The following is a 23,657-nucleotide window of genomic DNA, read 5'->3' as shown; positions in this document are numbered from 1 at the left end:
TCGGAAAGCGGCGTGACGCCTTATTCGACGACTTTGGGTACCAGGAAGAAATTCTGATCGGTGACAGGCGCATTGGAAACGATGTCGGCGGCCTTGTTGCCGTCAGTCACATCATCCTTGCGCTTCTTCATCTCCATCGGCGTGACCGATGTCATCGCCTCGACGCCTTCGACGTCGACCTCGGAAAGCTGCTCGACGAAGCCGAGGATACCATTCAACTCGCCCACCATGCGGTTTGCCTCTTCTTCGGAGACGGCAATACGGGCAAGGCGCGCTACGCGCTTAACGGTGGCAAAGTCGACGGACATAGTATTCTCCGGATAGGATTTTCCTACCCGCTATAAAGACCATGCCCGCCGTGCGCAACGGGCATGGTCTTCTCAGTGCATAGAATTCCCTCTCTGAAATCGACGCGATTTCAGTAGACCTCGACTAGAAGAAAAGTCTCTCGCCCGGCTTCGGCGCATTCACCGCCGTCTTCGATCCTTCCATGCCGGAGACGAACTTCTCCGGCGTCTGGTCAATGATCGGGAAGGTGCCATAGTGGCAGGGGATGGCGGTCTTGAAGTTGAAGTAGCGCTGGCAGGCAAGCGCGGCCACGGCGCCGCCCATGGTGAAGCGATCGCCGACCGGCACGAGACCGATGTCAGGCTGGTGCAACTCGTTGATCAGCGCCATGTCGGAGAAGATGTCGGTATCGCCCATGGCGAGAATCGAGGCTTCCTCATCGAAGTGCAGCATCAAACCGTTGGCATTGCCGAGCGCATGGGAGACGCCGTCTTCGGTGATCTGCGCGGAGGAATGCAGCGCGTTGGTGAAGGTCGCGGAAAAACCGTCGAACGAAATCGTGCCGCCGGTATTGCCCGCTTCGATCCTCGACAGGCCCTTCGAGCCCAGCCAGGCGGCGAGATCGGCGTTGGCGAGAACGACCGCACCTGTGGCCTTGGCAAGCGCAACCGTATCACCGACATGATCTCCGTGACCATGCGTGAGCAGGATATGTGTGATGCCGTTTGCGACGTCCTTTGCATCCTGTCCGGTAAAGGACGGATTGTGCGTGAGGAACGGATCCAGCAGGATTTTAGCCTTTCCGATCTCGATGCGGAAAGCGGAGTGACCAAGCCAAGTGATCTTCATGAAATTTCTCCTTCTATTATGGGATGCAAAAGCCTGCTTTGCTCGTTATGGACATATCCGATGCGGTCGCAAAGAAAAGCGTTACCGCTTCAATTTCTTTTGACGGGATGAAATCACGATGACGGTGCTGACGATCGAGGAACTGGCAACTGTGCTTAAGCCGGGACAGGCGATTGCCGGGCTTGATCTCGGCACGAAAACGATCGGGCTTTCGATGTCCGATCTCGGCCGACGGTTTGCGACGCCGAGGCCCGTCATCAAGCGCGAAAAATTCACGATCGATGCGGTAACGCTTCTGGAGTTCGCTGCAAAGGAGAAGGTTGCGGCCTTCGTCATCGGCCTGCCGATGAACATGGATGGATCGGCCGGGCCGCGTGTCCAGGCAACGCGCGCCTTCGTGCGCAACATGGAGCAGAAGACCGATTTGCCCTTCGTCTATTGGGACGAACGGCTGTCGACGGTCGCCGCCGAGCGGGCGCTGCTTGAGATGGACGTATCGCGCAGCAAGCGTGCCGAGCGCATCGACTCGGCGGCGGCAAGCTTCATTCTTCAGGGAGCGCTGGACAGACTGTCCTTGCTTGGCAGAGCGGCATCGGACGACTTGGACGCCTGACGAGCACGCCACCAAGCGCCGATGGCCTTGCGCCGGCGGAACGCGATGATGGCGAACACGACAAGGCTGTCGACAACGATCGCACGGGCGACCAGCGGCGGAATGGTTTCCGGCGGAACGCCAAGGATCTTTCCGTAGATCTCAAACGTGAGGTCGTGAACCTGCCGGCTCAGCATGAAGATGCCGAAATTCATGTCGTAGTAGGAAAGCCAATACCATCCCGCCAGGAAGACGATGGGACCGGCCCAGAAGATCAGAAACCACTTCATGCGGTCGTCTCTCGTTCTCTGCGAATGGACGGCCCCTCGAACGAAACCAGCCATATCGACAATGCCATGGAACCTAGAACCAGCGCGGGCACAGCGATATCCAGCGCAAGCACAGCGAAAAACATGATCGCGGCAACAAGAAACGCGGCTTTCGCGATTTTGGTTCCCATGCTTCCAGACACCCGACATTTTGGACTGCCCAGCAACCTGACTTCTTAACCTGGAGCGTGCAACGTAAACCATTTGTTAAGGTTAACGGGCATCCGGCTGCCTGTGGAAAGACTGTCGGCGCTTCAGCCGTAAACGCCGCGAACGATGCGTTTCAGGGCGATCGCGGCCTTCTCCCAGTCCTTCGGCGTCTTCAGCGCCAGGCCAGCGCACTGACCGCCGGCGGATGCAGACAGCACCAGATGTTGGATGGCTGCAATCAGAATCGCATTGACGGCCACGACATCGACGCCCTTCGGCGGCGTCAGCGACCCACGCATGCGGTCGAGCCAGTTTGCCAGGGCCTTCGACCGCGCTTCGGAAAGCCGCCTCACCTGCTCGGTGTTCTCGGAGACTTCCCAGGCCACGATGCGGCGAACAAGTGGATCATCCCGCAAGGCCTCGAGGAACAGGAGTGACAGGCGCTCCATCAAATCCCCGTAGGTCAGGAGGAACATGCCGCCGGTGTCTTCGGGAATGCGATCCTTGACCCAGGTGCCGAGATCAGCGCCGATCGCTTCCACCAAGCCGTTCAGGCCGCCGTAGTAGCGGTAGATCAACTGCTTGTCGCATCCTGCGCGGCGGGCAACTGCGTTGATCCCGAAATTCTGGAACCCCTCCTCGGCCAGCAGCGACTTGGCTGCCTTCAGGATCGCCCTTTCGGTCGCCCCGCGGTCGCGGATACGCTTTTCGGGTTCGACACGCATTGCGTCAGCAACGGGCGTTAGCACCATGGGATCATTGAGCATCAGGGATTCGGTCCGGTTGTCACTCTGCGGTGAGTAGCAACGCTGCTGCGAACCGGCAACGGAGACGTCTTCGAAAGATTGTGGACAGTCGGCCAAAGACGGAACAATTACAACGATGTCACCATACGGGGATGACTTTGCGACAGGATCTTACAGTCTCTGCCCGAACCAGGCGGTCGGGTCGGAAGGATCGACCAATGGCGGCTCGATTCGACTAAATCCGCGGGAGCCCCAGAAGCGCAGGGCGCCATGATTGTTCGCATTCGCGCCGAGATGGACAGCCTCGACACCAGCCTCTCGTGCATTCGTCAGCCAGCGGTCGAGAAGCTTGGTGCCCATCCCCTGACCCTGTAGGCGAGGCAGGAGGTTCATGTGGATATGGGCGGGAAAGGCTTCGACGAGCGTCGCGGGCACACGAGACGGGTGATGGATCGCGGCGATGTGCTTCTGATCCGCGTCCCAGCTGGCCGGATCGCCCTGCGGATCGGCGTATGTCTCTCGGAGCGCCGGCCACCAATCGCGTTCAAGCCGTTCCTCGAAGGAAACCGTATCGAAGACGCCGACGATATAGCCTGCTACACCCTCAAAATCCTCTACCACAAAAGCCGTTTCGGGGCTGAGCTCAATGTAGGGCGCTGAGTAGATGTGGCCGATCAGCTTGCCGTCGTGATGCAAGTGGGACGCGTCGCTGCCGGCGTCGCCGGTCAGGAGAGAGATTGCGTAAATCTGTTCCAGATCTTCGGCACGGACAGGACGCAGCGTTGTCATCAATTTGCCGGTGGATAGAGAAGATCGACGATGTAGCTGGCGTCGAAGCGCGAGTCGAGCATGCCGTAGGTGGAGCGCCAGCCGCTCGCGAGACGGGTCTCGATGAAGGCATCGGCGATCCGCCCTGCTCCGAGGCGATAAAGTTCGGCTGCGCCGGCGGCAAGCGCCAACTGCTCGACCAGAAGCCGGGCAGCGCCCTCGTCACGCTCGCAAAGCGCCATGGCGGCCCGCAGAACGTCGATTGTCTTCTTGCCGGCCGGTCCGAGATCCCGCGCGAGCCCAGCAAAGACCGTTTCGAAGAGATCCTTGCCGCGGTTCAGGATACGCAGCACGTCGAGCGCCATCACATTGCCGGAGCCTTCCCAGATCGCGTTGACCGGCGCTTCGCGATAATGACGGGCGATCGGGCGCTCCTCGATGTAGCCGCTGCCGCCGATGCACTCCATCGCTTCGTAGATCAATGCAGGCGCGATCTTGCAGCACCAGTATTTGGCAACCGGCGTCATGACGCGGGCGTAGGCCGCCTCTTCGGCGCTGGCGCGCGCTCTGTCGAATGCGTCGGCAAGGCGGAAGGACAGCGCCGTTGCGGCGGCCACATCGAGCGCCATGTCGGCCAAGACGCGCGTCATGATCGGTTGGCTGACCAGCATCTTGCCGAAAACGCTGCGTCCGCGGGTGTGGTGTACAGCCTCTGCGAGCGAGGCGCGCATGATGCCTGACGATGCCAGCGCGCAATCGAGACGCGTCAACGTCACCATGTCGAGGATGGTTCGGATGCCGCCATCGGGCGTGCCGAGCAGGAAGCCGAAGGTATCGTTGAACTCGACTTCGGAAGAGGCATTGGAACGGTTGCCGACCTTGTCCTTCAGTCGCTGGAAGTGCAGGCCGTTCGCCGAGCCATCTTCCAGCAGCCGTGGAACCAGGAAGCAGCCCATCCCATCCTTCGTCTGCGCCAGCATCACGAAGGCGTCGCTCATCGGAGCCGACATGAACCATTTGTGGCCGGACAGGCGGTAGATGCCTTCGCTGACCTTTTCCGCCGCCGTCGTGTTTGCGCGCACGTCGGTGCCGCCTTGCTTCTCCGTCATGCCCATGCCGATCGTCACGGCAGATTTCTGCATGGCCGGCTTGTTCGTGGAATCATACTTGCGCGACAGGATCTTCGGCGCCCAGTCCTTCTGCACGGCCGGCGACGCCGAAAGGGCAGCAACCGAGGCGCTCGTCATCGTCAGCGGGCAAAGATGGCCAGATTCGAGCTGCGCCGTCAGATAGAAGCGCGCCGCCCGGATCTTGTGTGCCTGGTTCTTCGCCTCGGTATCCGCCTGTGGATCCCAGACCGACGAGTGAAGCCCCGATGACATCGAACGGCGCATCAGCGCGTGCCAGGCGGGATGGAACTCGACGACATCCAGCCGCTCGCCGCGCGGACCATGCGTGCGCAGCTGCGGCGTGCCCTGATTTGCCATGCGCGCCAGTTCCTGCGCCTCGGGCGAAGTCACATAGCGGCCCATATTGTCGAGATCATCACGGATCCCGCGCGGCAACGTGCCGGTCAGGTCAACGATCAGCGGATCGGACCTGTAGGCATTGATACCGGACCACAGGCTCGGCTGGTTGAGTTCGGCAAGTTTCTCTTCGGCGGGCGTCATGAATCGCTTCTAGTGCAAGAGGCAGGCAAAGGGAAACCGGAAGTTTATAATTTCCCTATCTCTGCAATAGTTGAATTCGGGCAAAATTGCAGGGGGAGACGGGCCTTTCCCACAGCGCAAGCTTGCCGCCGCCCGGCTCACTCTTTATAGACCCCGCAGACGACAGCAAGAGGCAGGTTCATGGTCTTCTTTCCCCACCGCCACCTCATCGGTATCAAAGGGCTCACGGAGCAGGATATCACCTTTCTTCTCGACAAGGCCGACGAGGCCGTCAAGATCAGCCGGCAGCGAGAGAAGAAGACGTCGACGCTGCGTGGCCTCACGCAGATCAACCTTTTCTTCGAAGCCTCGACGCGCACGCAATCTTCCTTCGAGCTCGCCGGAAAACGCCTCGGCGCCGACGTGATGAACATGTCAGTCGGCAATTCTTCGGTGAAGAAGGGCGAGACGCTGATCGATACGGCGATGACGCTGAACGCAATGCGGCCCGATGTGCTGGTCATACGCCACTCCAGCGCCGGTGCCGCCGCCCTGCTTGCCCAGAAGGTTTCCTGCTCGGTGGTCAACGCCGGTGACGGTCAGCATGAGCATCCGACGCAGGCGCTGCTAGACGCGCTGACGATCCGTCGCGCCAAGGGCAAGCTGTCGCGCATCATCGTCGCCATCTGCGGCGACGTGCTGCATTCGCGTGTCGCGCGTTCGAATATGCTACTGCTGAACGCAATGGGCGCACGCGTGCGCGTCGTTGCTCCGGCAACGCTTCTTCCCGCCGGCATTACCGATATGGGCGTCGAGGTCTTCCATTCCATGAAGGAAGGTCTGAAGGACGCCGATGTGGTGATGATGCTGCGCCTGCAGCGCGAACGCATGTCCGGCGCCTTCGTGCCGTCGGTGCGCGAATACTATCACTTCTACGGGCTAGACGCGGAGACGCTGAGGGCGGCGAAGGAAGACGCGATGGTCATGCACCCAGGACCGATGAACCGCGGCGTCGAGATCTCCTCGGAGGTCGCGGACGGGCCGCAGAGCGTGATCGCAGAACAGGTGGAAATGGGGGTGGCGGTGCGCATGGCCGTGATGGAGACGCTGCTTGTCTCGCAAAATCAGGGTCCTCGCACCGAAGGAGCCGGCGCATGAGACACTCGATCGTCCTCAAGAACGTTCGCATCGTCGATCCGTCGCGCGATCTCGACGAAGTCGGCACCATCATCGTCAAGGACGGCGTGATTGTCGCAGCCGGTGCGGATGCGCAGAACCAGGGCACGCCTGCTGGCGCCGAAGTGCGCGAATGCACCGGCCTCGTCGCCGTGCCGGGCCTCGTTGATGCGCGCGTCCATATCGGCGAACCCGGTGCTGAGCATCGCGAAACGATCGCTTCGGCGAGCCGCGCGGCAGCGGCCGGCGGCGTCACCTCGATCATCATGATGCCGGATACCGATCCTGTCATCGATGACATCGCGCTGGTCGAGTTCGTCAAGAAGACGGCGAAGGACAAGTCGCTGGTCAACGTTTATCCGGCAGCGGCGATCACCAAGCATCTTGCCGGTGAGGAAATGACCGAGATCGGCCTGCTGATGGAAGCGGGCGCTGTTGCCTTCACCGATGGTCGCTCGAGCGTGCACGACACACAGGTCCTGCGTCGGGTCATGACTTATGCGCGTGAATTCGGCGCCGTGATCTCCTGCGAGACGCGCGACAAATATCTCGGCGCCACCGGCGTGATGCATGAGGGACTGTTCGCCAGCTGGCTCGGCCTCGGCGGCATCCCGAAGGAAGCCGAACTCATTCCGCTCGAGCGCGATCTGCGGATCGCCGAGCTGACACGCGGCAATTACCACGCTGCGATGATCTCCGTCCCGGAATCGGTCGAGGCGATCGAACTTGCCAAGGTTCGCGGCGCCACCGTGACCTGCGGCATCTCGATCAACAATCTGTCGCTCAACGAAAACGATATCGGCGAGTACCGCACGTTCTTCAAGCTCTACCCGCCGCTGCGCTCCGAAGGCGATCGCGTGGCGATGGTGAATGCACTGGCACGCGGTGCGATCGATATCATCGTCTCCTCGCACGATCCGCAGGATGTCGACACGAAGCGTCTGCCCTTCGGCGAAGCTGCAGATGGCGCCGTCGGCCTCGAAACGATGCTCGCTGCGGCGCTCCGCCTGCATCACAGCGGTCAGGTGAGCCTGATGCGCCTTATCGATGCGATGTCGACGCGGCCGGCGCGTATATTCGGCCTCGAGGCCGGCACGCTGAAGCCGGGAGCGAAGGCGGATATTACGCTGATCGATCTCGATGAGCCTTGGCTTGTTTCGAAAGACATGCTTCTTTCCCGCTCGAAGAATACGCCGTTCGAAGACGCGCGCTTCAGCGGACGCGCTGTTGCGACCTACGTCGCCGGACAGTGCGTGTATACGATATAAAAAGACCACCGGAGGGGAACATGGTCTCGGATCTCATGACGTGGCAGATCACGCTGCCGATCGCCTTGGCGGCTGCCGCCATCGGCTACCTGCTCGGCTCCATCCCGTTCGGCCTGATCCTGACAAAGGCCGCCGGTCTCGGTGATGTGCGCAGCATCGGATCCGGCAATATCGGCGCGACCAACGTGCTCAGAACCGGCAATAAGAAGCTTGCCGCGGCAACGCTTCTCCTCGATGCACTGAAGGCGTCCGCAGCGGCCTGGATCGTCGGTTACTTCCTGGGCAACGAAGCGGCGCTGATTGCCGGCTTCTTCGCCTTCATCGGCCACCTCTTCCCAGTCTGGATCGGCTTCAAGGGCGGCAAGGGTGTTGCCACCTATATCGGCACGCTGCTCGGCGTCGCCCCGATCATGGTTCTGGCCTTTGCCGCGGTCTGGTTGGCAGTCGCCTTCACGACGCGCTATTCGTCGCTTTCCGCACTGGTTGCAATGCTTGTCATTCCGGTTGCGTTGTGGATACTTGGCGCCGAGAAAGTTGCAGCTGTCATGGCCATCATGACCGTCATCTCCTACTGGAAGCACAAGACCAACATCTCCCGCCTGATAAGCGGGACGGAAAGCAAGATCGGGGCGAAGGGATAGGAAGGACGCTCGCAGCGCAAGGCCAAAGGGAATTGCGCTGACGGAACGGCAACGCATCGCGTGGCTGCGTCTTGTCCGCTGCGACAATGTCGGGCCCGCGACCTTCGTGACCTTATCAATCATTTCGGATCCGCCGAGACTAACCTGGCCGCGCTCCCCGAGCTTTCTGCACTTGGTGGGGCTACGCTCTCCGTCCCGATAGCGACGGCGAGCGAAGCGCACAAGGAGCTGGAGGCAGCCCGACGCCTTGGCGCGGGTTGTCGGTATCGGCGAGCCGGAGTACCCGCAGGCATTGAAGCAAGTCGACGGTGCTCCGCCATTGCTCGCCGCCAAAGGCAATCTTTCCGTTTCCTCGCAGCCGGCAGTCGGTATTGTCGGCTCCCGCAGCACCTCCATCAGTGGAGCGAAGTTCGCCGCCACGATTGCGCGCCAGTGCGGCCAGGCAGGCTATGTGGTTGTCTCCGGTCTTGCGCGCGGCATCGATACGGCAGCGCATCACGCAAGCCTCGAAACCGGACCTGTGGCCGCCATGGCCGGAGATTTGGATCAGCCCCGCCCGCCGGAGAACACCGGTCTGCTTGACGAAATCTGGAATGGCAACGAACTTGGCATCAGCGAAATGCCGTTCGGCTGGGAACCACGCGCACGCGACTTTCCGCGCCGAAACCGGCTGGCGGCTTCGTCTCGCTTGCAATGGGCGACTGAGGTCCCTACATCCGGGCCTGCAAATCGCCGGCCTCCACAAGCCATCTCGATCATCTAGCACAGCATATCGGCGTTCTCTTTTTCCGCCACACCCCGCAACTCAGCAAGCATCTGCCGGATGGAAGCGATGTTCTCATGCGTGCCGGATCGTCCGGTATCTTTCTTTGCGAACTTGGCCGCCATGGGATAGTCTCTGAGGAAAGAGAAACGCTGCCTTTCGGCGAGCCCGAACCACACTTCAAAAACGACACGTCAATTATCGGAAATTGCAATATGTTTGCTATCTCGTATTGATTGCATCGCGTTGTAATGCGTAAAAATGAAGTCAAACCACTTGACCGAAACGATTTCCCTGTCCATGTCGAAGAACCGGTTATCTTGGCACGGCAGGGATTCCATCTGCTTATCCGCCGGCTTGGCGCATTTTTTAGAGAATCATGATGAATGTTGTAGTGGTAGAATCGCCTGCCAAGGCAAAGACGATCAACAAGTATCTGGGCCCCGGATACAAGGTGCTCGCCTCCTTCGGCCATGTCCGCGATCTGCCTGCCAAGGACGGCTCGGTTCTTCCCGACCAGGATTTCGAGATGTTGTGGGAGGTCGATGGTGCATCAGCCAAGCGGATCAAGGACATCGCCGATGCGGTGAAGTCTTCCGACGGTCTGTTCCTTGCAACCGACCCGGATCGCGAGGGTGAAGCGATTTCCTGGCACGTCCTCGACATGCTGAACAAAAAGCGCGTCCTGAACGGCAAAACGGTGAAGCGGGTCGTTTTCAACGCGATCACCAAGAAAGCCGTCCTCGATGCGATGGCCGAACCGCGCGACATCGACGTACCGCTGGTTGATGCCTATCTGGCTCGCCGCGCCCTCGATTACCTCGTCGGCTTCAACCTTTCCCCAGTTCTTTGGCGCAAGCTTCCGGGTGCGCGTTCGGCGGGCCGTGTGCAGTCGGTGGCGCTTCGCCTGGTTTGCGATCGCGAATCCGAAATCGAGCGCTTCATCTCGGAAGAATACTGGAACCTTTCGGCTCTCTTGAAGACGCCGCGGGGCGACGAATTCGAAGCAAAGCTGGTTGCAGCGAATGGCAAGCGGTTGCAGGCTCGCTCGATCGCCAACGGCGAGCAAGCCGGCACGCTGAAGGCGCTTCTCGAAGGTGCCACGTATGTCGTCGACACGGTGGAGGCGAAGCCGGTCAAGCGCAACCCGGGACCACCCTTCACAACTTCCACGCTGCAACAGGCCGCTTCATCAAAGCTCGGCTTTTCGGCGTCCCGCACCATGCAGGTTGCACAGAAGCTCTATGAGGGCGTCGACATCGGCGGCGAGACGGTCGGTCTGATCACCTATATGCGTACGGACGGCGTGCAGATGGCGCCCGAAGCCATTGATGCGGCACGGGCTGCCATCGTCGATCAATTCGGCCAACGCTACATGCCGGAGAAGGCGCGCTTCTATTCCACCAAGGCGAAGAACGCCCAGGAAGCCCACGAGGCGATCCGGCCGACCGACTTTAATCGCTCGCCCGATCGAGTGCGTCAGTTCCTCGATGCCGACCAGTTAAGGCTTTACGACCTGGTCTGGAAGCGTGGTATCGCAAGCCAGATGGCCTCGGCGGAGATCGAACGCACGACGGCTGAGATCACCGCCGACAACAATGGCCAGAAGGCCGGTCTGCGCGCTGTCGGCTCCGTCATCCGTTTCGATGGTTTCATCGCCGCCTATACTGACCAGAAGGAAGACGGCGAACAGAGCGACGATGGCGACGAAGATGGTCGCCTGCCAGAGATCAATACCCGCGAAAACCTCGCGAAGCAGAAGATCAATTCGACACAACACTTCACCGAGCCACCGCCACGCTACTCGGAAGCGTCGCTGATCAAGAAGATGGAAGAGCTCGGCATCGGGCGTCCGTCTACCTACGCCGCGACACTGGCGACGCTGCGTGACCGAGAATACGTGACCATCGACAAGCGGAAGCTCATTCCGCAGGCGAAGGGCCGGCTGGTGACTGCCTTCCTCGAAAGCTTCTTCACCAAGTACGTCGAGTACGACTTCACGGCAGACCTTGAAGAGAAGCTCGACCGGATCTCGGCGGGTGAACTGAACTGGAAGCAGGTCCTGCGCGATTTCTGGAAGGACTTCTTTTCCCAGATCGAGGACACGAAGGAGCTTCGCGTCACCAACGTTCTCGACTCGCTCAACGAGGCTTTGGCGCCGCTTGTTTTCCCGAAGCGCGAAGATGGCGGAGATCCGCGCATCTGTCAGGTTTGCGGCACCGGCAATCTTTCGCTGAAGCTGGGAAAATACGGCGCCTTCGTCGGCTGCTCGAATTATCCAGAATGCAACTATACCCGTCAGCTTTCGTCCGAAGGCGGTTCGGAAGCCGAAGGCACTGCGCTGAACGAGCCGAAGAGCCTCGGCACCGACCCGGTGACCGGCGAGGAATTGACGCTGCGTTCGGGACGCTTCGGCCCCTACATTCAGCGTGGCGACGGCAAGGATGCCAAGCGTGCGTCCCTGCCAAAGGGCTGGAAGCCTGAGGATATCGACTACGAAAAGGCAATGGCGTTGATATCGCTGCCACGCGATATCGGCAAGCACCCGGAAACCGCCAAGATGATTTCCTCTGGCATCGGGCGCTATGGACCGTTCCTCTTGCACGACGGCGGCTACGCCAATCTCGAAAGCGTCGAGGACGTGTTCTCAATTGGTCTTAACCGCGCCGTCACGGTGATCGCCGAGAAGGCGAGCAAGGCACCGGGCGGGCGGGCGGCGGCGGCAGCGCTGAAGGAGCTCGGCGACCATCCGGATGGCGGCGCAATCACCATTCGCGACGGCAAGTATGGCCCCTATGTGAACTGGGGCAAGGTCAACGCGACGCTGCCGAAGGGCACCGATCCGCAGGCTCTGACAGTCGAGGAAGCGCTCGTGCTGATCGCCGCAAAGGCAGGCAAGGCACCGGCTTCGAAGAGCAAGGCAAAACCGAAGGCGAAGGCCGCGGCGGCCGAAACGAAGACGACCAAGACCGCCGCCAAGCCGAAGGCGGCGAAGGCCAGGGCGCCGGCAAAGACGAAAAAGAGCTGAGAGTGAGCAAGATCCCGCGGGAAAGAATGAAGGGCATGGGCAAGCGCACGGGCAAGATTGGACACTCCAGCCAGCCACCCGCCGCCGATCCACTGAACATCGCCCATGGCGCGCTGCCCTCCCGTGAGGTTATCCTGCGTTTCATCGCCGATCATCCGCAGAAGGCGTCGAAGCGCGAGCTGGCGAAGGCGTTCGGGCTGAAAGGCGAAAGCCGCGTCGAGCTCAAGCACCTGCTGCGCGAACTGGAGCAGGAAGGCATGCTCCAGAAGACGCGCAAGTCGCTAATCCGGCCAGGAGCCTTGCCGCCGGTCACCGTGCTCGACATCACGACGCGCGACAAGGACGGCGAACTGATCGGCCGGCCGGCGGAGTGGCCCGATGACCAGGGCGTCGCGCCTGCCGTCGCCATCCGCCAATCGACCTCTCCCGCGGGACGCAACGGCAAGGGCAAGGCGCCCGTTGCCGGCATGGGCGATCGCATTCTGGCGAAGATCTTTCCGGCCGCCGACCGCGGCGGACCGGCCTATACCGCGCGTATCATCAAGATCCTCGACAAGCGCCGCACCGCCAGCATGGGCGTCTTCAAGGATGCGGGTGGAGCCGGACGTCTGCTGCCGATCGACCGGCGCGGCGAGGAAATGGTCGTCGACCCTGACTATAAGGGCGAGGCCAAGGACGGCGATCTCGTCGAGGTCGAAGTTGCACGTCTTGGGCGTTTCGGCCTGCCGCGCGCCAAGGTGCTGTCGATCATCGGTTCTGTCGCATCAGAGAAGGCGATCTCGATGATCGCCATCCATGCGCATGGCATTCCCCACATATTCCCGCCCGCAGTTGTCGCCGAGGCGGACGATGCCAAGCCCGCGACGATGTCGCATCGCGAGGATTGGCGCGATGTCCCGCTCATCACCATCGATCCGGCCGACGCGAAAGACCATGACGACGCGGTCTATGCCGAGACAGATCCTTCAGCTGACAATCCGGACGGCGTCATCGTCACCGTCGCCATCGCCGACGTTTCCTATTACGTGCGCCCGAACTCGCCGCTCGACCGCGAGGCCTTGAAGCGCGGCAACTCGGTTTATTTCCCCGACCGGGTTGTGCCGATGCTGCCAGAGCGGATTTCGAATGACCTCTGCTCGCTGAGAGAAGGTCTGGACCGCCCGGCGCTTGCCGTTCGCATGGTGTTTTCGAAGGACGGCCGCAAGGTCGGCCATACCTTCCATCGCATCATGATGAAGAGTGCGGCAAAGCTCTCTTACCAGCAGGCACAGGCAGCGATCGACGGAAAACCCGACGACAAGACGGGACCGCTTCTTGAACCCATTCTGAAGCCGCTCTGGAATGCCTACAGGGTGATGACGCGCGGGCGCGAACGACGCCAGCCGCTCGAACTCGACATGCCTGAGCGCAAAATCCTGCTGAAGCCGGATGGCACCGTGGACCGCGTCTTCGTGCCTCCACGCCTCGACGCGCACAAGCTCATCGAAGAAATGATGATCCAAGCAAACGTTTCGGCAGCTGAGACGTTGGAGAAGAAGCGGCAGGTATTGATCTACCGAATTCATGACGGGCCGACGCTCGCCAAGCAGGAAGTGCTGCGTGAGTTTCTGGCGACCCTTGGCATATCGCTCGCCAAGGGCGGCAACATGCGCGCCAACAATTTCAACATGATCCTTGCCAAGGCCGATGATACCCCGCATCAGACGATGGTCAACGAGATGGTGCTGCGCTCGCAGAGCCAGGCGATCTACAGCCCCGAGAACATCGGGCACTTCGGCCTGAACCTGATGAAGTACGCGCACTTCACCTCGCCGATCCGTCGCTATGCGGACCTCATCGTCCATCGTGCCCTGGTCGGCTCGCTCGGCTTCGGCGACGGCGGCATCACACCCGATGAGGAAGGGGTGCTCGACGACATCGCCGCCGAGATCTCCACCTTCGAGCGGCGAGCCATGGCTGCCGAGCGCGAAACGATAGACCGCCTGATTGCCCATCATCTTGCCGGCCGCGTCGGCGAGGAATTCGAAGGACGCGTATCAGGTGTGACGAAATCGGGACTATTTGTCACTCTCCCGGACTATGGAGCGGACGGCTTCGTTCCTATATCTACGCTCGGAACGGACTACTTCATCTACGACGAGGCGCACCAGGCGCTGTCTGGCGAAAAGACCGGGCTCGGATATCGCCTTGGCGACAGTGTCACGGTCAAGCTTGCAGAAGCCATTCCGCTTGCCGGTGCGCTACGCTTCGAGATGATCAGCGAGGGGCGAAAGATGCCGACCGCTGTACGTTCGTTCCACAAGGCGGGCCGGCGCGACGCAAGCCGCGCGCGCAAAAAGGCCGGAACAAGGCCGCCAAGAGGGCGGCGATAGGCGTGTAGGGACGCCGCGAAAGGAAACGAACCATGACGACCACCTCGAGCGACCAGGCAATCCGTTACGGAGGCAGCGACGAGGTGGAGCGTCCGCTCGGCCGCTCTATCAAGCGCGGCATGCTGAACACCTGCCCCGCATGCGGCAGCGGCAAACTCTTCAAAAGCTTCCTGAAGCCGGTCGACAATTGTGCTGCCTGCGGCGAAGCCATGCACCACCATCGCTCGGACGACCTGCCGCCCTACCTCGCGATCGTGGTCATCGGCCACCTCATCATCGGCGGCTACATGGCAACTGACCTCGTTTGGCCAATGCCCCTCTGGCTCACCTTCGCGATCTGGACGCCCGTCACCCTGATCGCCACGCTGCTGATCATACAGCCGATCAAAGGCGGCGTCATCGGCCTGCAATGGGCGTTGAAGATGCACGGCTTCGGTGGCCAGACCGACGATCATGACGCCTACGAGATACCGGGCCGCAAACGCTAGGCGTACCTGCCCCTTCACCTTCACGACACAATTGACGTGTAGTGGCACGCCCCAACGGCGCTGCGGTTTCGCGGGGCGAAATCTCATGCGTATTCGGTAAGCTTCTTTGACTATACCAATTCAAGTTCATCCAGGTTATTGCCGCCAGCGCGTTTCATCTTGTAAAGCACAGCCGTCACTTGGATTTGGCACGACTGTGCCTTTCTATGGTGCTTCGTGGTGAGCGATTCTGTGCAGCAAGTCTCTAAGGATGCGTATATGTCTCAGCCGCGAAACGGCACAACACCAGGCGATGTCGAAGAAATTCATTGGCCTTCGCTGGTGGCAGCCGTCTCGTCGATCTCCGCTGTCGGCATAGCAATCGGCCTCGGGCTTCCGCTTCTCAGCATCATTCTCGAAAAGCGCGGCATTCCCTCGACGCTTATCGGATTGAACACGGCTATGGCCGGGGTTGCGGCGATGGCGGCTGCCCCGATCACCACGAAATTGGCGCACAAGTACGGCGTCGCCCCGACCATGATCTGGGCCGTCGTGATTTCAGCGATCAGCGCGCTCGGCTTCTACTACGCCCAGGACTTCTGGATGTGGTTTCCGCTGCGTTTCGCCTTTCACGGCGCGACAACGACGCTGTTCATCCTATCGGAGTTCTGGATCAACGCCGCCTCGCCGCCTTCCAAGCGCGGCTTCGTGCTCGGCATCTATGCCACTGTCCTCTCGTTCGGGTTTGCAGGCGGGCCGCTCCTCTTTTCGATTCTCGGTAGCGATGGCATCCTGCCGTTTGCTGTCGGCGCAGGCGCCGTTCTGTTGGCCGCCATCCCGATCTATATCGCACGGTACGAAAGCCCGGTCCTCGAAGAGAAGCCGGAGCTGCATTTCATGCGCTATGTCTTCCTGGTCCCGACTGCAACGGCTGCCGTCTTTATCTTCGGGGCCGTCGAAGCCGGTGGCCTAGCGCTGTTCCCAATCTATGCAGTGCGCGCCTCCTTTACCGAATCGCAGGCAGCCCTGCTGCTGACCGTCATGGGAATCGGCAATGTGATCTTCCAGATTCCCGTCGGCCTGTTATCGGACCGCATGAAGGACAAGCGGCCGCTGCTGGCCGCCATGGCCTTCATGGGCCTCATCGGCTCCCTGATGCTGCCGGTCCTCGTGCACAGCTGGATTCTGATGGCGACGGTACTCCTTTTCTGGGGAGGGTGTGTTGCGGGGCTCTATACGGTGGGCCTCAGTCACCTGGGCTCGCGCTTGACCGGCTCCGATCTCGCGGCCGCCAACGCCGCCTTTGTGTTTTGCTATGCGGTGGGCACCGTGGCTGGACCGCAGGTGATCGGCGCAGCCATCGACGTTGCCGGCAATGACGGTTTCGCCTGGGCGATCGCCGGATTCTTCGGCCTTTATGCCCTGCTTTCCGCCATCAGGCTGCTTTTCCTCCGAAAGCGGGCTTGACTTTTCGGGCGGGATTCGTAGTTTCGCGCCAGAATTTGCCGTGGAGCCTATCCGGCCTGCCACGGCTTTCATTTTATTAAAGGCAGGACGACCATGGCCAAGGCTACCACAATCAAGATCAAGCTGCTGTCGACGGCCGACACCGGTTTCTTCTACGTCACGACGAAGAACAGCCGTACGATGACGGACAAGATGACGAAGACCAAGTACGACCCGATTGCAAAGAAGCACGTCGAGTTCAAGGAAACCAAGATCAAGTAATCGCTTGATCTGACGTTTTTCAAGAAGGCGCGCGCCCACCGGCTGCGCGCCTTTTTGTTTGCCGGCTTTGCTGTCTGGTCCGAGGCACAGAAACAGAAACGCCGTCCCTCCGGAAAATGCGGAAAGGACGGCGTTTTCTCGAAAGGGGGTCGACCGGCAAGCAACGCGGCACGAGGAACCGCTTAATGTTGCAAACCAGCCGACCGACCCCACGACCCAGGAGATGCGGCGGACCTGAGCATCATGGGGTATCTCGGACTCCTCACAGGGAGTACTTATCTCTTATGGCCCGATAATTTGCTCGAAAATGAAAGAAAATCAACAAATTCTTAATGGTTAGATTTCCGAGGTTGATTCTATGGTTAAAAGTACGGCTTTGGGACAACTTTTAGAGCCTCGAGTCGCCTCCGGCGACAAGAATAGCGCCAAATTGACAAAGAAGGGCGAAACTATAGACCAATAGTATTAGCTTGCGCCGTTACGCCTTGAAGCTCGGTTATCGCGGCTACTTGCGAAATGCCGGCTAAATCTGATTGATCCTCACATCTTTCGCTGAGCCGTGCCGCATCTGCTTGGCGCGATATCGAGAGCCAACAAATGTTCGGGTCAAATGGCCGGCTTTGCATTCAAGTTACTTGGCTGCTGCGCATCGGCAGGCATGAATCAGGTAGCTGTGGATGACCCAAAATGCTTCGTAGAAGTGTTACTCAAGCTGCGGCGACGACGCGATTTCGGCCGCCCGTTTTTGCCTCGTAGAGCGCCAGATCGGCCTGCTTCATCAACTGTCCTGGAGTGATGATGGAGGAGATCCGCGACGAAATTCCGAATGAAGCCGTGACGCTCAACTCCTGCCCCGATGACTTCAGCAAGAACGGTACCGTCTCGACCGCGGAGCGCAACCGCTCCGCGACGGCTGCAGCTACTTCTGGCGAGGTATCCGGCATGATGACCACGAATTCCTCGCCGCCGTAGCGGCAAGCAAGATCGGCACCACGGACGGTGGAACGGATGCGGCTCGCAAACTCCCGCAGCACATCGTCCCCCGCATCATGCCCATAGGTGTCGTTGACCTGTTTGAAGCGATCGATATCGGTGATCAACACCGATAGCGGACGACCCCGCGCCATCGAGCGATTGAACAGCGTGCTCAGGTGATTATCCAGGTAGCGGCGATTGCTGAGCCCGGTCAACGCATCCGTGACCGCAAGCTCGATCGTCTGCTTCACACTCGCGCGCAGACGATCATTGTAGCGTTTGCGACGCATCTGCGTCAGGCTGCGTGCCACCAGTTCGTTGGGATCGACTGGGCGAACGATATAGTCGTTGACACCGAGTTCCAACGCCCGGATCACCATGTCGTCGTCGCCCTGCTCGGTGATGATCAGTATCGGCAGAAAACGCGTGCGCTCCAACGAGCGGAGCTGCGAACACAGACGCAGCGGATCGTAATCCTCGAAGTTGGCGTTGACGATGACCAGTTCAAATGGATTTTCCGAGGCCTCGAAGAGAGCCGCCTTTGGATCCGAGATCGCGGAGACATCGGCGACAGGCTTCAGCGCCTTGATGATGCGTTCCTGGGAGTTGGCACGCCCATCGACCAGCAGGACCTGGCCCGATTCGTCGCCCCGCCCCTCACCCGACCGCAGCAGTTCGTCGATCCCCATCGTCTGGGCGGTTTCGGCGCGAATGCGCAGTTCGTCGCTCAGCGTCTTCAGCCGCAAGAGGCTCTTCACCCGCGAAATCAGTTGAAGGTCATTGACCGGCTTGGTGAGAAAGTCATCGGCGCCGGCCTTCAGGCCACGCACGCGGTCAGTCGGCTGATCCAGAGCCGTCACCATGACGACGGGTATGTGCGAGGTCTTTGGATTGGCCTTCAGGCGCTCGCACACTTCGAAGCCGTCCATCCCCGGCATCATGATATCTAGGAGGACAAGATCGACCTGGTTCCGCTCGCATATTGCCAGGGCCTGATAGCCGTCGCCGGCGGTCAACACATCGAAATACTCGGCGACTAGCCGGGCTTCGAGCAACTTGACGTTGGCCGGAATGTCATCAACCACCAGAATGCGCGCAGTCATAGGCTTCTTTCCGATGCGTCAGGCATCGCCCAGATAGGTCTTGATCGTCTCGATGAATTTGGGAACAGAGATGGGTTTGGAGACATAGGCCTCGCAGCCGCCCTGGCGGATGCGCTCCTCGTCTCCCTTCATGGCGAATGCTGTGACGGCGATAACAGGAATGACGTGCAGGTCATCGTCTTCCTTCAGCCACTTGGTGACCTCGAGACCAGAAACCTCAGGGAGCTGAATGTCCATCAGTATCAGATCCGGCCGGTATTTGCGAGCGAGATCAAGGGCTTCCATGCCGTTTCGGGTCTGGATCGTCGTGTAGCCAGACGCCTCGATAAGGTCGCGAAAGAGCTTCATGTTGAGCTCGTTATCTTCTACAATCATCACCTGTTTGGGCATGACACGCGTCCTACGTCCGTTCTGGTAACCGCTTCCCCGCATGAAGAAGGCTTATGCGACGGCATGGTTCCATAGAACCGATGGCTGCACGCTAGCGGTATTTGGTTGAAAAATAGGTAATTTACCCCGAGAAATGCAAAGCAACTTCAAGACTTCGAAACAACTCGCGGCCGATCCGCAGCAGACCGCGATCGCCGTTCTCGCCTGGCTTGCCAACGAACCGGATTTGTTCGGCCGTTTCCTTGCATTGACCGGCGTCGAACCGGCGCAAGTGCGCGGTGCACTCGACGAGCCCGGATTTCTCTCCGGCATGATGGATTTCATCATGCAGCACGAGCCGACGGCGATCGCCTTTTGCCAGGCGACCAACACCGCACCCGACGTATTGAACGCGGCATGGCTGCACTTTTCGCCACCCGGATTGGGCTCGGGAGAATATTGAGCATGGATATGGCAACCAGCACTAGCCAGATTCGCCTCGGCGACCGGCCCTTGATCGTCTGCGACATCGACGAAGTGGTTCTCGAATTCCTCTCGCCGTTCACCGCTTTCCTTCGCTCGCACAGTTACGACCTCCTGCCTCGCTCGTTCCGGCTCTACGGCAATATTGTCTCGCTCCTCGACGGCAGCGAACTGGACAAGGCCGCAGTCGATTCGTTCGAAGAAGTGTTCTTCGCAAATCAGCACCTCTGGCAGACGCCGGCGGAAAAGGCGGTGGAAACGCTGCGGGCGCTCTCCGATGACGCCGACGTCGTCTTCCTGACTGCCATGCCGCCTCGGCACCATGGCATCCGGCGCAAATTGCTCGATCAGCTCGACCTCTCTTTCGACCTGATCGCCACGCAGGAGCCTAAAGGGCCTGTTGTCGCCAGGCTGCATGATCGCAGAAGCCTGCCTGTCGCCTTCATCGATGATATGCAACGCAATCTCCTTTCCGTTGCCGATCATGTGCCCGAATGCCTGCTCCTGACCATGATGGCCAACGCCGATTTCAAGCCGTTCGCACCACCGCCGGTTGGAAGCATCGTGGCCGCCGCCGGCTGGGAACATGCCGCAGACCTACTGAGGGCGCATTTCGCGGCGGATCTTCTCAAGACCGCAAATCCAGCCGCATGAGCGGCCGGCCATCCTTTCTCCTTGCCACAGTTTCAAATCCAGCCGCATCGAAGATCGCGGTGGACCCCGTACAGAGCGTCACCGACTTCGATTGCTTGACGTGGTCGATCGGACAGCCCTCGAGATAGCGAGCACCGTGACGCCGCGCATGGTCGATCGCACCGGCAAGAAGGCGATGGCTGAGCCCCTGCCCTCGCAAATGCGACTTCAGGAAAAAACAGCTCACGGCCCAGAATGACGGATCGTGTGCATCGCGTTCTTCCACCGGTCGGGACACGGTGCGTGGCGAATTGAATTGCGGCACGTCGTGCCTCGATCCGACTTGGACCCAAGCGACCGGCTCGTCATCAGCATAGGCCAGGATGCCGGGCGGCGGGCCGACAGCTATTCGGCCCTGCATGTGCGACTTTCGCTCTCCCGGTCCCATCTTCGTTCGCACGCCATGAGGCAAGCGGAGGGCAACGCACCAGCAGTCATAGAAGGCTCCGCGAGGACCGAAGAGCCGTTCGAAGTCACCCCACCGGTTTGCGGTCACCGGCTCGAAACGGAGATCGATATCCAAGGCAAACCTCCTCGCCTCTCTTGAGACTCAAAAGCTTAGAGGGTAATGTTGCGATGTTCAATCTTTGTTCTGGTCATGACACTTGCTTGCGCCAAGACACCCGGCTTCTGTCGCGACTGCCTTGCCGAGCAGAAGGCCGAAACGCGCCGCTGCGCGGCGTGCGGAAGTCCCCGTCTTGTGCGGCACAAGGCGCTGTACGAGCTGACGCTGGCGCACATCGATTGCGACGCCTTCTATGCGACAATCGAAAAACGTGACAATCCCGAGCTCGCCGACAAGCCTGTCATCATCGGTGGCGGCAAGCGCGGGGTGGTCTCGACCGCCTGCTACATTGCGCGCATTCACGGCGTTCGTTCGGCGATGCCGATGTTCAAGGCCCTGGAGGCCTGTCCTCAGGCAGTGGTCATTCGCCCCGACATGGAAAAATACGTCGAGGTCGGACGCGAGGTCCGCACGTTGATGCAGGAACTGACGCCGCTCGTTCAGCCGCTTTCGATCGACGAGGCGTTCCTGGAACTCGGCGGCACCGAGCGGCTGCATCACGATCCGCCGGCGCGCACGCTTGCCAAATTTGCCCAGCGCATCGAGAAGGAGATCGGCATAACCATCTCTGTAGGCCTCTCCTATTGCAAGTTTCTCGCAAAAGTCGCGTCCGACCTGCAGAAGCCTCGCGGCTTCTCGGTCATCGGCCGGGAGGAGGCTGTTTCCTTCCTCGCACCGCGACCGGTGACGACGATCTGGGGTGTGGGCAAGGCGTTTGCGGCGACGCTGGAGGCCGATGGCATCCGCACGATCGGCCAGTTGCAGGAGATGGAAGAAGGCGACCTCATGCGCCGATATGGCAGCATGGGGCAGCGTCTGGCACGCCTTTCCCGTGGCGTTGACGACCGCGAAGTGCATCTCAACGACGTCGCAAAGAGCGTCTCATCCGAAACAACCTTCTTCGACGACATTTCCCGCTATGACGAGCTCGTTCCGATCCTCCGCAGTCTTTCCGAAAAGGTCTCCTGGCGGCTGAAGAAGCACGGCATTGCCGGCCAGACGGTGATTCTAAAAATGAAGACGGCGGACTTCAAGCAGCGCACGCGCAATCGCAAGCTCGAAGACCCGACCCAACTTGCCGACCGGATCTTCCGCACCGGGCTGGACCTTTTGGAGAAAGAAACGGATGGCACGAAGTTTCGTCTGATCGGCATTGGCGTGACCGATCTTTGCGATCCCGTACGGGCAGATCCGCCCGACCTCATCGATGTTCAATCGGGCCGCAGGGCGGCGGCCGAAGCGGCGATGGACAAGCTGCGCGACAGGTTCGGCAAAGGAACCGTCCAGACCGGATATACTTTTGGCGGCAAGCGCGATCACTAGTATGTGAGCCTGCCTCAAGGTCCGCTATTTCAAGTTTTCCTTAAGCTTCGCCGATTAGGCTGGCGCTTCACGTATTGCGTATCGGTTGAGTCATATGTTGTCGCGTCTCGTTTTTGGCCTCGGCTTGCTGGCGGCCACCGCACTCGTGCACCCTGCGCTCGCGGCGGATGCACGCACGCTGCAGATCTTCGTATCGAAGGATGCGCAATCGCTCACGCTCTACGATGGCACCGAGGTCGTGGCAACCTCGAAGGTCTCGACGGGGAAACCGGGCCATACAACGCCGAGCGGCATCTTTTCCGTCATCGAGAAGCAGAAATATCACGAGTCCAACCTCTATTCGGCTGCACCGATGCCCTTCATGCAGCGGCTGACTTGGTCTGGTATCGCGCTTCACGAATCCAATTCCGTGCCGCGATACCCCGCGTCACACGGCTGCGTCCGCATGCCGGCAGCCTTTGCCAAAAAGCTCTATAAGATGACAGAGATGGGCGTTCCGGTTGTCATTACCGACGCGGAAGTGACGCCGGAACCGATCGATCATCCGACGCTCTTCCGGCCGGACGTGCCGGAGCCCCCGGCGCTGCTTTCCGACGCTGCTTTGCGGCCGGCGATCGGGCAGGCCCCCGTTCAGGTCGCCATGAACGACGTCCCGCTACCGGCTGCCCAGACCCCGGCGGCGAGAGCTCCCGCGAACGACACGCCGATCCGTATTCTCATTACGCGCCGCAGCCTGCGCGAGGAGGTCATCGACCTTCAAACATATCTCAACGAGCTCGGATTTGCCGTGGGTGAGCCGGATGGCTTGCTCGGACCAGCAACGCTGCAGGCAATCAGCGATTTCAAGTTGCAGCGTCCAGTTGAGCCAACGGCAGACAAGTCACCGGCAAGTGATGCGCTTATCCGATCCGTCTATGCCGCGGCGGGCAAGGGAACGCCTCCGAATGGAGTCATCATGATCCGCCAAGGTTTCCAGCCTGTTCTTGAAGCGCCGATCTCGATTGAAAATCCCGGCCTTGCCCTCGGTACGCATTTCTTCATGGCACGCAGTGTCGATTTCGAAACAGGCTCGGCGGACTGGATGGGTGCGACGCTTCCCAACACGCTCTCGCGCGCAACCATGACGCGGCTCGGGATAAGCAGCCTCGAAAGCTCGATCATCAGCGGCACGCCGATCGCCAATGCTCTGAGCCGTATCCATATTCCCGAGGAGACGAGGCGCAAGATCGACGCCATGTTGACCAGCGGCTCGACACTGACGATCTCCGACACCGGCCTCGGAGCCGAGACCGGCAATGGAACCGACTTCATTACCGTTACCAAAAGCTGACG

At 60.3% G+C, this 23,657-nt stretch carries 23 protein-coding genes and 1 pseudogene; 14 read left to right on the top strand and 10 right to left on the bottom strand.

From position 1 onward, the window contains the following. Positions 1–20: 20 nt before the first annotated feature. Positions 21–308, bottom strand: a complete 288-nt coding sequence (gene gatC, locus ACSQ9D_RS05825; RefSeq protein WP_436281478.1) for an Asp-tRNA(Asn)/Glu-tRNA(Gln) amidotransferase subunit GatC — start codon at positions 306–308, stop codon at positions 21–23. A gap of 124 nt (positions 309–432) precedes the next feature. Continuing rightward, a complete protein-coding gene (locus ACSQ9D_RS05820; RefSeq protein ID WP_436281477.1) occupies positions 433–1,137 on the bottom strand; it encodes a metal-dependent hydrolase in 705 nt (234 codons plus the stop codon). Between the two features lie 118 nt (positions 1,138–1,255). On the opposite strand from ACSQ9D_RS05820, the gene ruvX reads away from it, so the two are divergent. Next, a complete protein-coding gene (gene ruvX / locus ACSQ9D_RS05815; RefSeq protein WP_436281476.1) occupies positions 1,256–1,750 on the top strand; it encodes a Holliday junction resolvase RuvX in 495 nt (164 codons plus the stop codon). Here ruvX and ACSQ9D_RS05810 read toward each other — a convergent pair. The 4 genes from ACSQ9D_RS05810 to ACSQ9D_RS05795 all read right to left on the bottom strand — a co-directional run bounded on the left by ACSQ9D_RS05810 (position 1,687) and on the right by ACSQ9D_RS05795 (position 5,392). Then, positions 1,687–2,019 carry a DUF6105 family protein gene (locus ACSQ9D_RS05810; protein ID WP_436281475.1) on the bottom strand — a complete coding sequence of 111 codons (333 nt, stop codon included), beginning with the start codon at positions 2,017–2,019 and terminating at the stop codon, positions 1,687–1,689. The two genes, ruvX and ACSQ9D_RS05810, sit on opposite strands and share 64 nt — an antisense overlap. A gap of 293 nt (positions 2,020–2,312) precedes the next feature. Continuing rightward, positions 2,313–2,975: a TetR/AcrR family transcriptional regulator gene (locus ACSQ9D_RS05805; RefSeq protein WP_436281474.1), complete on the bottom strand. Its 663-nt coding sequence runs from the start codon at positions 2,973–2,975 to the stop codon at positions 2,313–2,315. Positions 2,976–3,125: 150 nt separating this feature from the next. Further along, positions 3,126–3,743 carry a GNAT family N-acetyltransferase gene (locus tag ACSQ9D_RS05800; protein WP_436281473.1) on the bottom strand — a complete coding sequence of 206 codons (618 nt, stop codon included), beginning with the start codon at positions 3,741–3,743 and terminating at the stop codon, positions 3,126–3,128. Further along, positions 3,743–5,392: an acyl-CoA dehydrogenase family protein gene (locus ACSQ9D_RS05795; RefSeq protein WP_436281472.1), complete on the bottom strand. Its 1,650-nt coding sequence runs from the start codon at positions 5,390–5,392 to the stop codon at positions 3,743–3,745. Before ACSQ9D_RS05795 ends, ACSQ9D_RS05800 begins: the two co-directional genes overlap by 1 nt. Positions 5,393–5,572: 180 nt before the next feature. On the opposite strand from ACSQ9D_RS05795, the gene ACSQ9D_RS05790 reads away from it, so the two are divergent. From ACSQ9D_RS05790 to ACSQ9D_RS05775, 4 genes and pseudogenes are all read left to right on the top strand, one after another. Next, positions 5,573–6,529: an aspartate carbamoyltransferase catalytic subunit gene (locus ACSQ9D_RS05790; protein ID WP_436281471.1), complete on the top strand. Its 957-nt coding sequence runs from the start codon at positions 5,573–5,575 to the stop codon at positions 6,527–6,529. After that, positions 6,526–7,815 (top strand): dihydroorotase, encoded by a 1,290-nt coding sequence (locus ACSQ9D_RS05785; protein WP_436281470.1) that lies wholly within the window; start codon positions 6,526–6,528, stop codon positions 7,813–7,815. Before ACSQ9D_RS05790 ends, ACSQ9D_RS05785 begins: the two co-directional genes overlap by 4 nt. A 20-nt stretch (positions 7,816–7,835) precedes the next feature. Then, the gene (gene plsY / locus ACSQ9D_RS05780; RefSeq protein WP_436281469.1) at positions 7,836–8,456 is read left to right on the top strand and encodes a glycerol-3-phosphate 1-O-acyltransferase PlsY; all 621 of its coding nucleotides are present in this window, start codon (positions 7,836–7,838) and stop codon (positions 8,454–8,456) included. 31 nt (positions 8,457–8,487) lie between these two features. After that, positions 8,488–9,147 (top strand): annotated as a pseudogene (locus ACSQ9D_RS05775) (DNA-processing protein DprA); the annotation flags it as partial. A 68-nt stretch (positions 9,148–9,215) separates the two neighbouring features. Here the strand turns inward: ACSQ9D_RS05775 and ACSQ9D_RS05770 are convergent. After that, complete coding sequence (locus ACSQ9D_RS05770) at positions 9,216–9,344, bottom strand: hypothetical protein (RefSeq protein ID WP_436281468.1); 129 nt, start codon at positions 9,342–9,344, stop codon at positions 9,216–9,218. Positions 9,345–9,601: 257 nt separating this feature from the next. On the opposite strand from ACSQ9D_RS05770, the gene topA reads away from it, so the two are divergent. The 5 genes from topA to rpmG all read left to right on the top strand — a co-directional run bounded on the left by topA (position 9,602) and on the right by rpmG (position 16,814). Further along, on the top strand, positions 9,602–12,247 hold the full coding sequence (gene topA / locus ACSQ9D_RS05765) for a type I DNA topoisomerase (RefSeq protein WP_436283771.1): 2,646 nt from the start codon (positions 9,602–9,604) through the stop codon (positions 12,245–12,247). A 2-nt stretch (positions 12,248–12,249) separates the two neighbouring features. Next, the gene (rnr, locus tag ACSQ9D_RS05760) at positions 12,250–14,619 is read left to right on the top strand and encodes a ribonuclease R (RefSeq protein ID WP_436281467.1); all 2,370 of its coding nucleotides are present in this window, start codon (positions 12,250–12,252) and stop codon (positions 14,617–14,619) included. A gap of 32 nt (positions 14,620–14,651) precedes the next feature. Beyond that, positions 14,652–15,107, top strand: a complete 456-nt coding sequence (locus tag ACSQ9D_RS05755; protein ID WP_436281466.1) for a DUF983 domain-containing protein — start codon at positions 14,652–14,654, stop codon at positions 15,105–15,107. Positions 15,108–15,365: 258 nt separating this feature from the next. Next, positions 15,366–16,553 carry an MFS transporter gene (locus ACSQ9D_RS05750; protein ID WP_436281465.1) on the top strand — a complete coding sequence of 396 codons (1,188 nt, stop codon included), beginning with the start codon at positions 15,366–15,368 and terminating at the stop codon, positions 16,551–16,553. Between the two features lie 93 nt (positions 16,554–16,646). Further along, positions 16,647–16,814 carry a 50S ribosomal protein L33 gene (gene rpmG / locus ACSQ9D_RS05745; protein WP_003587245.1) on the top strand — a complete coding sequence of 56 codons (168 nt, stop codon included), beginning with the start codon at positions 16,647–16,649 and terminating at the stop codon, positions 16,812–16,814. A 707-nt stretch (positions 16,815–17,521) separates the two neighbouring features. Here rpmG and ACSQ9D_RS05740 read toward each other — a convergent pair. Together ACSQ9D_RS05740 and ACSQ9D_RS05735 are read right to left on the bottom strand one after the other, a co-directional pair. After that, positions 17,522–18,892: a PleD family two-component system response regulator gene (locus ACSQ9D_RS05740; RefSeq protein WP_037117479.1), complete on the bottom strand. Its 1,371-nt coding sequence runs from the start codon at positions 18,890–18,892 to the stop codon at positions 17,522–17,524. Positions 18,893–18,910: 18 nt separating this feature from the next. Then, positions 18,911–19,282, bottom strand: a complete 372-nt coding sequence (locus ACSQ9D_RS05735) for a response regulator (RefSeq protein WP_007531841.1) — start codon at positions 19,280–19,282, stop codon at positions 18,911–18,913. Between the two features lie 133 nt (positions 19,283–19,415). Here ACSQ9D_RS05735 and ACSQ9D_RS05730 point away from each other — a divergent pair, with 133 nt between their 5' ends. Further along, positions 19,416–19,724 (top strand): DUF3572 domain-containing protein, encoded by a 309-nt coding sequence (locus tag ACSQ9D_RS05730; protein ID WP_436281464.1) that lies wholly within the window; start codon positions 19,416–19,418, stop codon positions 19,722–19,724. A 2-nt stretch (positions 19,725–19,726) separates the two neighbouring features. Then, positions 19,727–20,398, top strand: a complete 672-nt coding sequence (locus ACSQ9D_RS05725; RefSeq protein ID WP_436281463.1) for a hypothetical protein — start codon at positions 19,727–19,729, stop codon at positions 20,396–20,398. On the opposite strand, the gene ACSQ9D_RS05720 is transcribed toward ACSQ9D_RS05725, so the two are convergent. Continuing rightward, positions 20,373–20,960 carry a GNAT family N-acetyltransferase gene (locus ACSQ9D_RS05720; RefSeq protein ID WP_436281462.1) on the bottom strand — a complete coding sequence of 196 codons (588 nt, stop codon included), beginning with the start codon at positions 20,958–20,960 and terminating at the stop codon, positions 20,373–20,375. The genes ACSQ9D_RS05725 and ACSQ9D_RS05720 overlap by 26 nt on opposite strands. A gap of 75 nt (positions 20,961–21,035) precedes the next feature. On the opposite strand from ACSQ9D_RS05720, the gene ACSQ9D_RS05715 reads away from it, so the two are divergent. Together ACSQ9D_RS05715 and ACSQ9D_RS05710 are read left to right on the top strand one after the other, a co-directional pair. Continuing rightward, on the top strand, positions 21,036–22,325 hold the full coding sequence (locus ACSQ9D_RS05715) for a DNA polymerase IV (RefSeq protein ID WP_436281461.1): 1,290 nt from the start codon (positions 21,036–21,038) through the stop codon (positions 22,323–22,325). A gap of 94 nt (positions 22,326–22,419) precedes the next feature. Further along, a complete protein-coding gene (locus ACSQ9D_RS05710; RefSeq protein WP_436281460.1) occupies positions 22,420–23,655 on the top strand; it encodes a L,D-transpeptidase family protein in 1,236 nt (411 codons plus the stop codon). Positions 23,656–23,657 lie beyond the last annotated feature (2 nt).

The sequence above is a fragment of the Rhizobium sp. LjRoot258 genome (assembly GCF_964254185.1).
Classification (GTDB): Bacteria; Pseudomonadota; Alphaproteobacteria; order Rhizobiales; family Rhizobiaceae; genus Rhizobium.
This window is presented reverse-complemented; position numbering and strand designations above follow the sequence as displayed.

What these genes read in the sequence shown, in the direction of transcription:
- gatC (WP_436281478.1), bottom strand. Translation starts at nt 308, where the DNA reads ATGTCCGTCGACTTTGCCACCGTTAAGCGCGTAGCGCGCCTTGCCCGT.
- ACSQ9D_RS05820 (WP_436281477.1), bottom strand. Translation starts at nt 1,137, where the DNA reads ATGAAGATCACTTGGCTTGGTCACTCCGCTTTCCGCATCGAGATCGGA.
- ruvX (WP_436281476.1), top strand. Translation starts at nt 1,256, where the DNA reads ATGACGGTGCTGACGATCGAGGAACTGGCAACTGTGCTTAAGCCGGGA.
- ACSQ9D_RS05810 (WP_436281475.1), bottom strand. Translation starts at nt 2,019, where the DNA reads ATGAAGTGGTTTCTGATCTTCTGGGCCGGTCCCATCGTCTTCCTGGCG.
- ACSQ9D_RS05805 (WP_436281474.1), bottom strand. Translation starts at nt 2,975, where the DNA reads ATGCTCAATGATCCCATGGTGCTAACGCCCGTTGCTGACGCAATGCGT.
- ACSQ9D_RS05800 (WP_436281473.1), bottom strand. Translation starts at nt 3,743, where the DNA reads ATGACAACGCTGCGTCCTGTCCGTGCCGAAGATCTGGAACAGATTTAC.
- ACSQ9D_RS05795 (WP_436281472.1), bottom strand. Translation starts at nt 5,392, where the DNA reads ATGACGCCCGCCGAAGAGAAACTTGCCGAACTCAACCAGCCGAGCCTG.
- ACSQ9D_RS05790 (WP_436281471.1), top strand. Translation starts at nt 5,573, where the DNA reads ATGGTCTTCTTTCCCCACCGCCACCTCATCGGTATCAAAGGGCTCACG.
- ACSQ9D_RS05785 (WP_436281470.1), top strand. Translation starts at nt 6,526, where the DNA reads ATGAGACACTCGATCGTCCTCAAGAACGTTCGCATCGTCGATCCGTCG.
- plsY (WP_436281469.1), top strand. Translation starts at nt 7,836, where the DNA reads ATGGTCTCGGATCTCATGACGTGGCAGATCACGCTGCCGATCGCCTTG.
- ACSQ9D_RS05770 (WP_436281468.1), bottom strand. Translation starts at nt 9,344, where the DNA reads ATGGCGGCCAAGTTCGCAAAGAAAGATACCGGACGATCCGGCACGCAT.
- topA (WP_436283771.1), top strand. Translation starts at nt 9,602, where the DNA reads ATGAATGTTGTAGTGGTAGAATCGCCTGCCAAGGCAAAGACGATCAAC.
- ACSQ9D_RS05755 (WP_436281466.1), top strand. Translation starts at nt 14,652, where the DNA reads ATGACGACCACCTCGAGCGACCAGGCAATCCGTTACGGAGGCAGCGAC.
- ACSQ9D_RS05750 (WP_436281465.1), top strand. Translation starts at nt 15,366, where the DNA reads ATGTCTCAGCCGCGAAACGGCACAACACCAGGCGATGTCGAAGAAATT.
- rpmG (WP_003587245.1), top strand. Translation starts at nt 16,647, where the DNA reads ATGGCCAAGGCTACCACAATCAAGATCAAGCTGCTGTCGACGGCCGAC.
- ACSQ9D_RS05740 (WP_037117479.1), bottom strand. Translation starts at nt 18,892, where the DNA reads ATGACTGCGCGCATTCTGGTGGTTGATGACATTCCGGCCAACGTCAAG.
- ACSQ9D_RS05735 (WP_007531841.1), bottom strand. Translation starts at nt 19,282, where the DNA reads ATGCCCAAACAGGTGATGATTGTAGAAGATAACGAGCTCAACATGAAG.
- ACSQ9D_RS05730 (WP_436281464.1), top strand. Translation starts at nt 19,416, where the DNA reads ATGCAAAGCAACTTCAAGACTTCGAAACAACTCGCGGCCGATCCGCAG.
- ACSQ9D_RS05725 (WP_436281463.1), top strand. Translation starts at nt 19,727, where the DNA reads ATGGATATGGCAACCAGCACTAGCCAGATTCGCCTCGGCGACCGGCCC.
- ACSQ9D_RS05715 (WP_436281461.1), top strand. Translation starts at nt 21,036, where the DNA reads ATGACACTTGCTTGCGCCAAGACACCCGGCTTCTGTCGCGACTGCCTT.
- ACSQ9D_RS05710 (WP_436281460.1), top strand. Translation starts at nt 22,420, where the DNA reads ATGTTGTCGCGTCTCGTTTTTGGCCTCGGCTTGCTGGCGGCCACCGCA.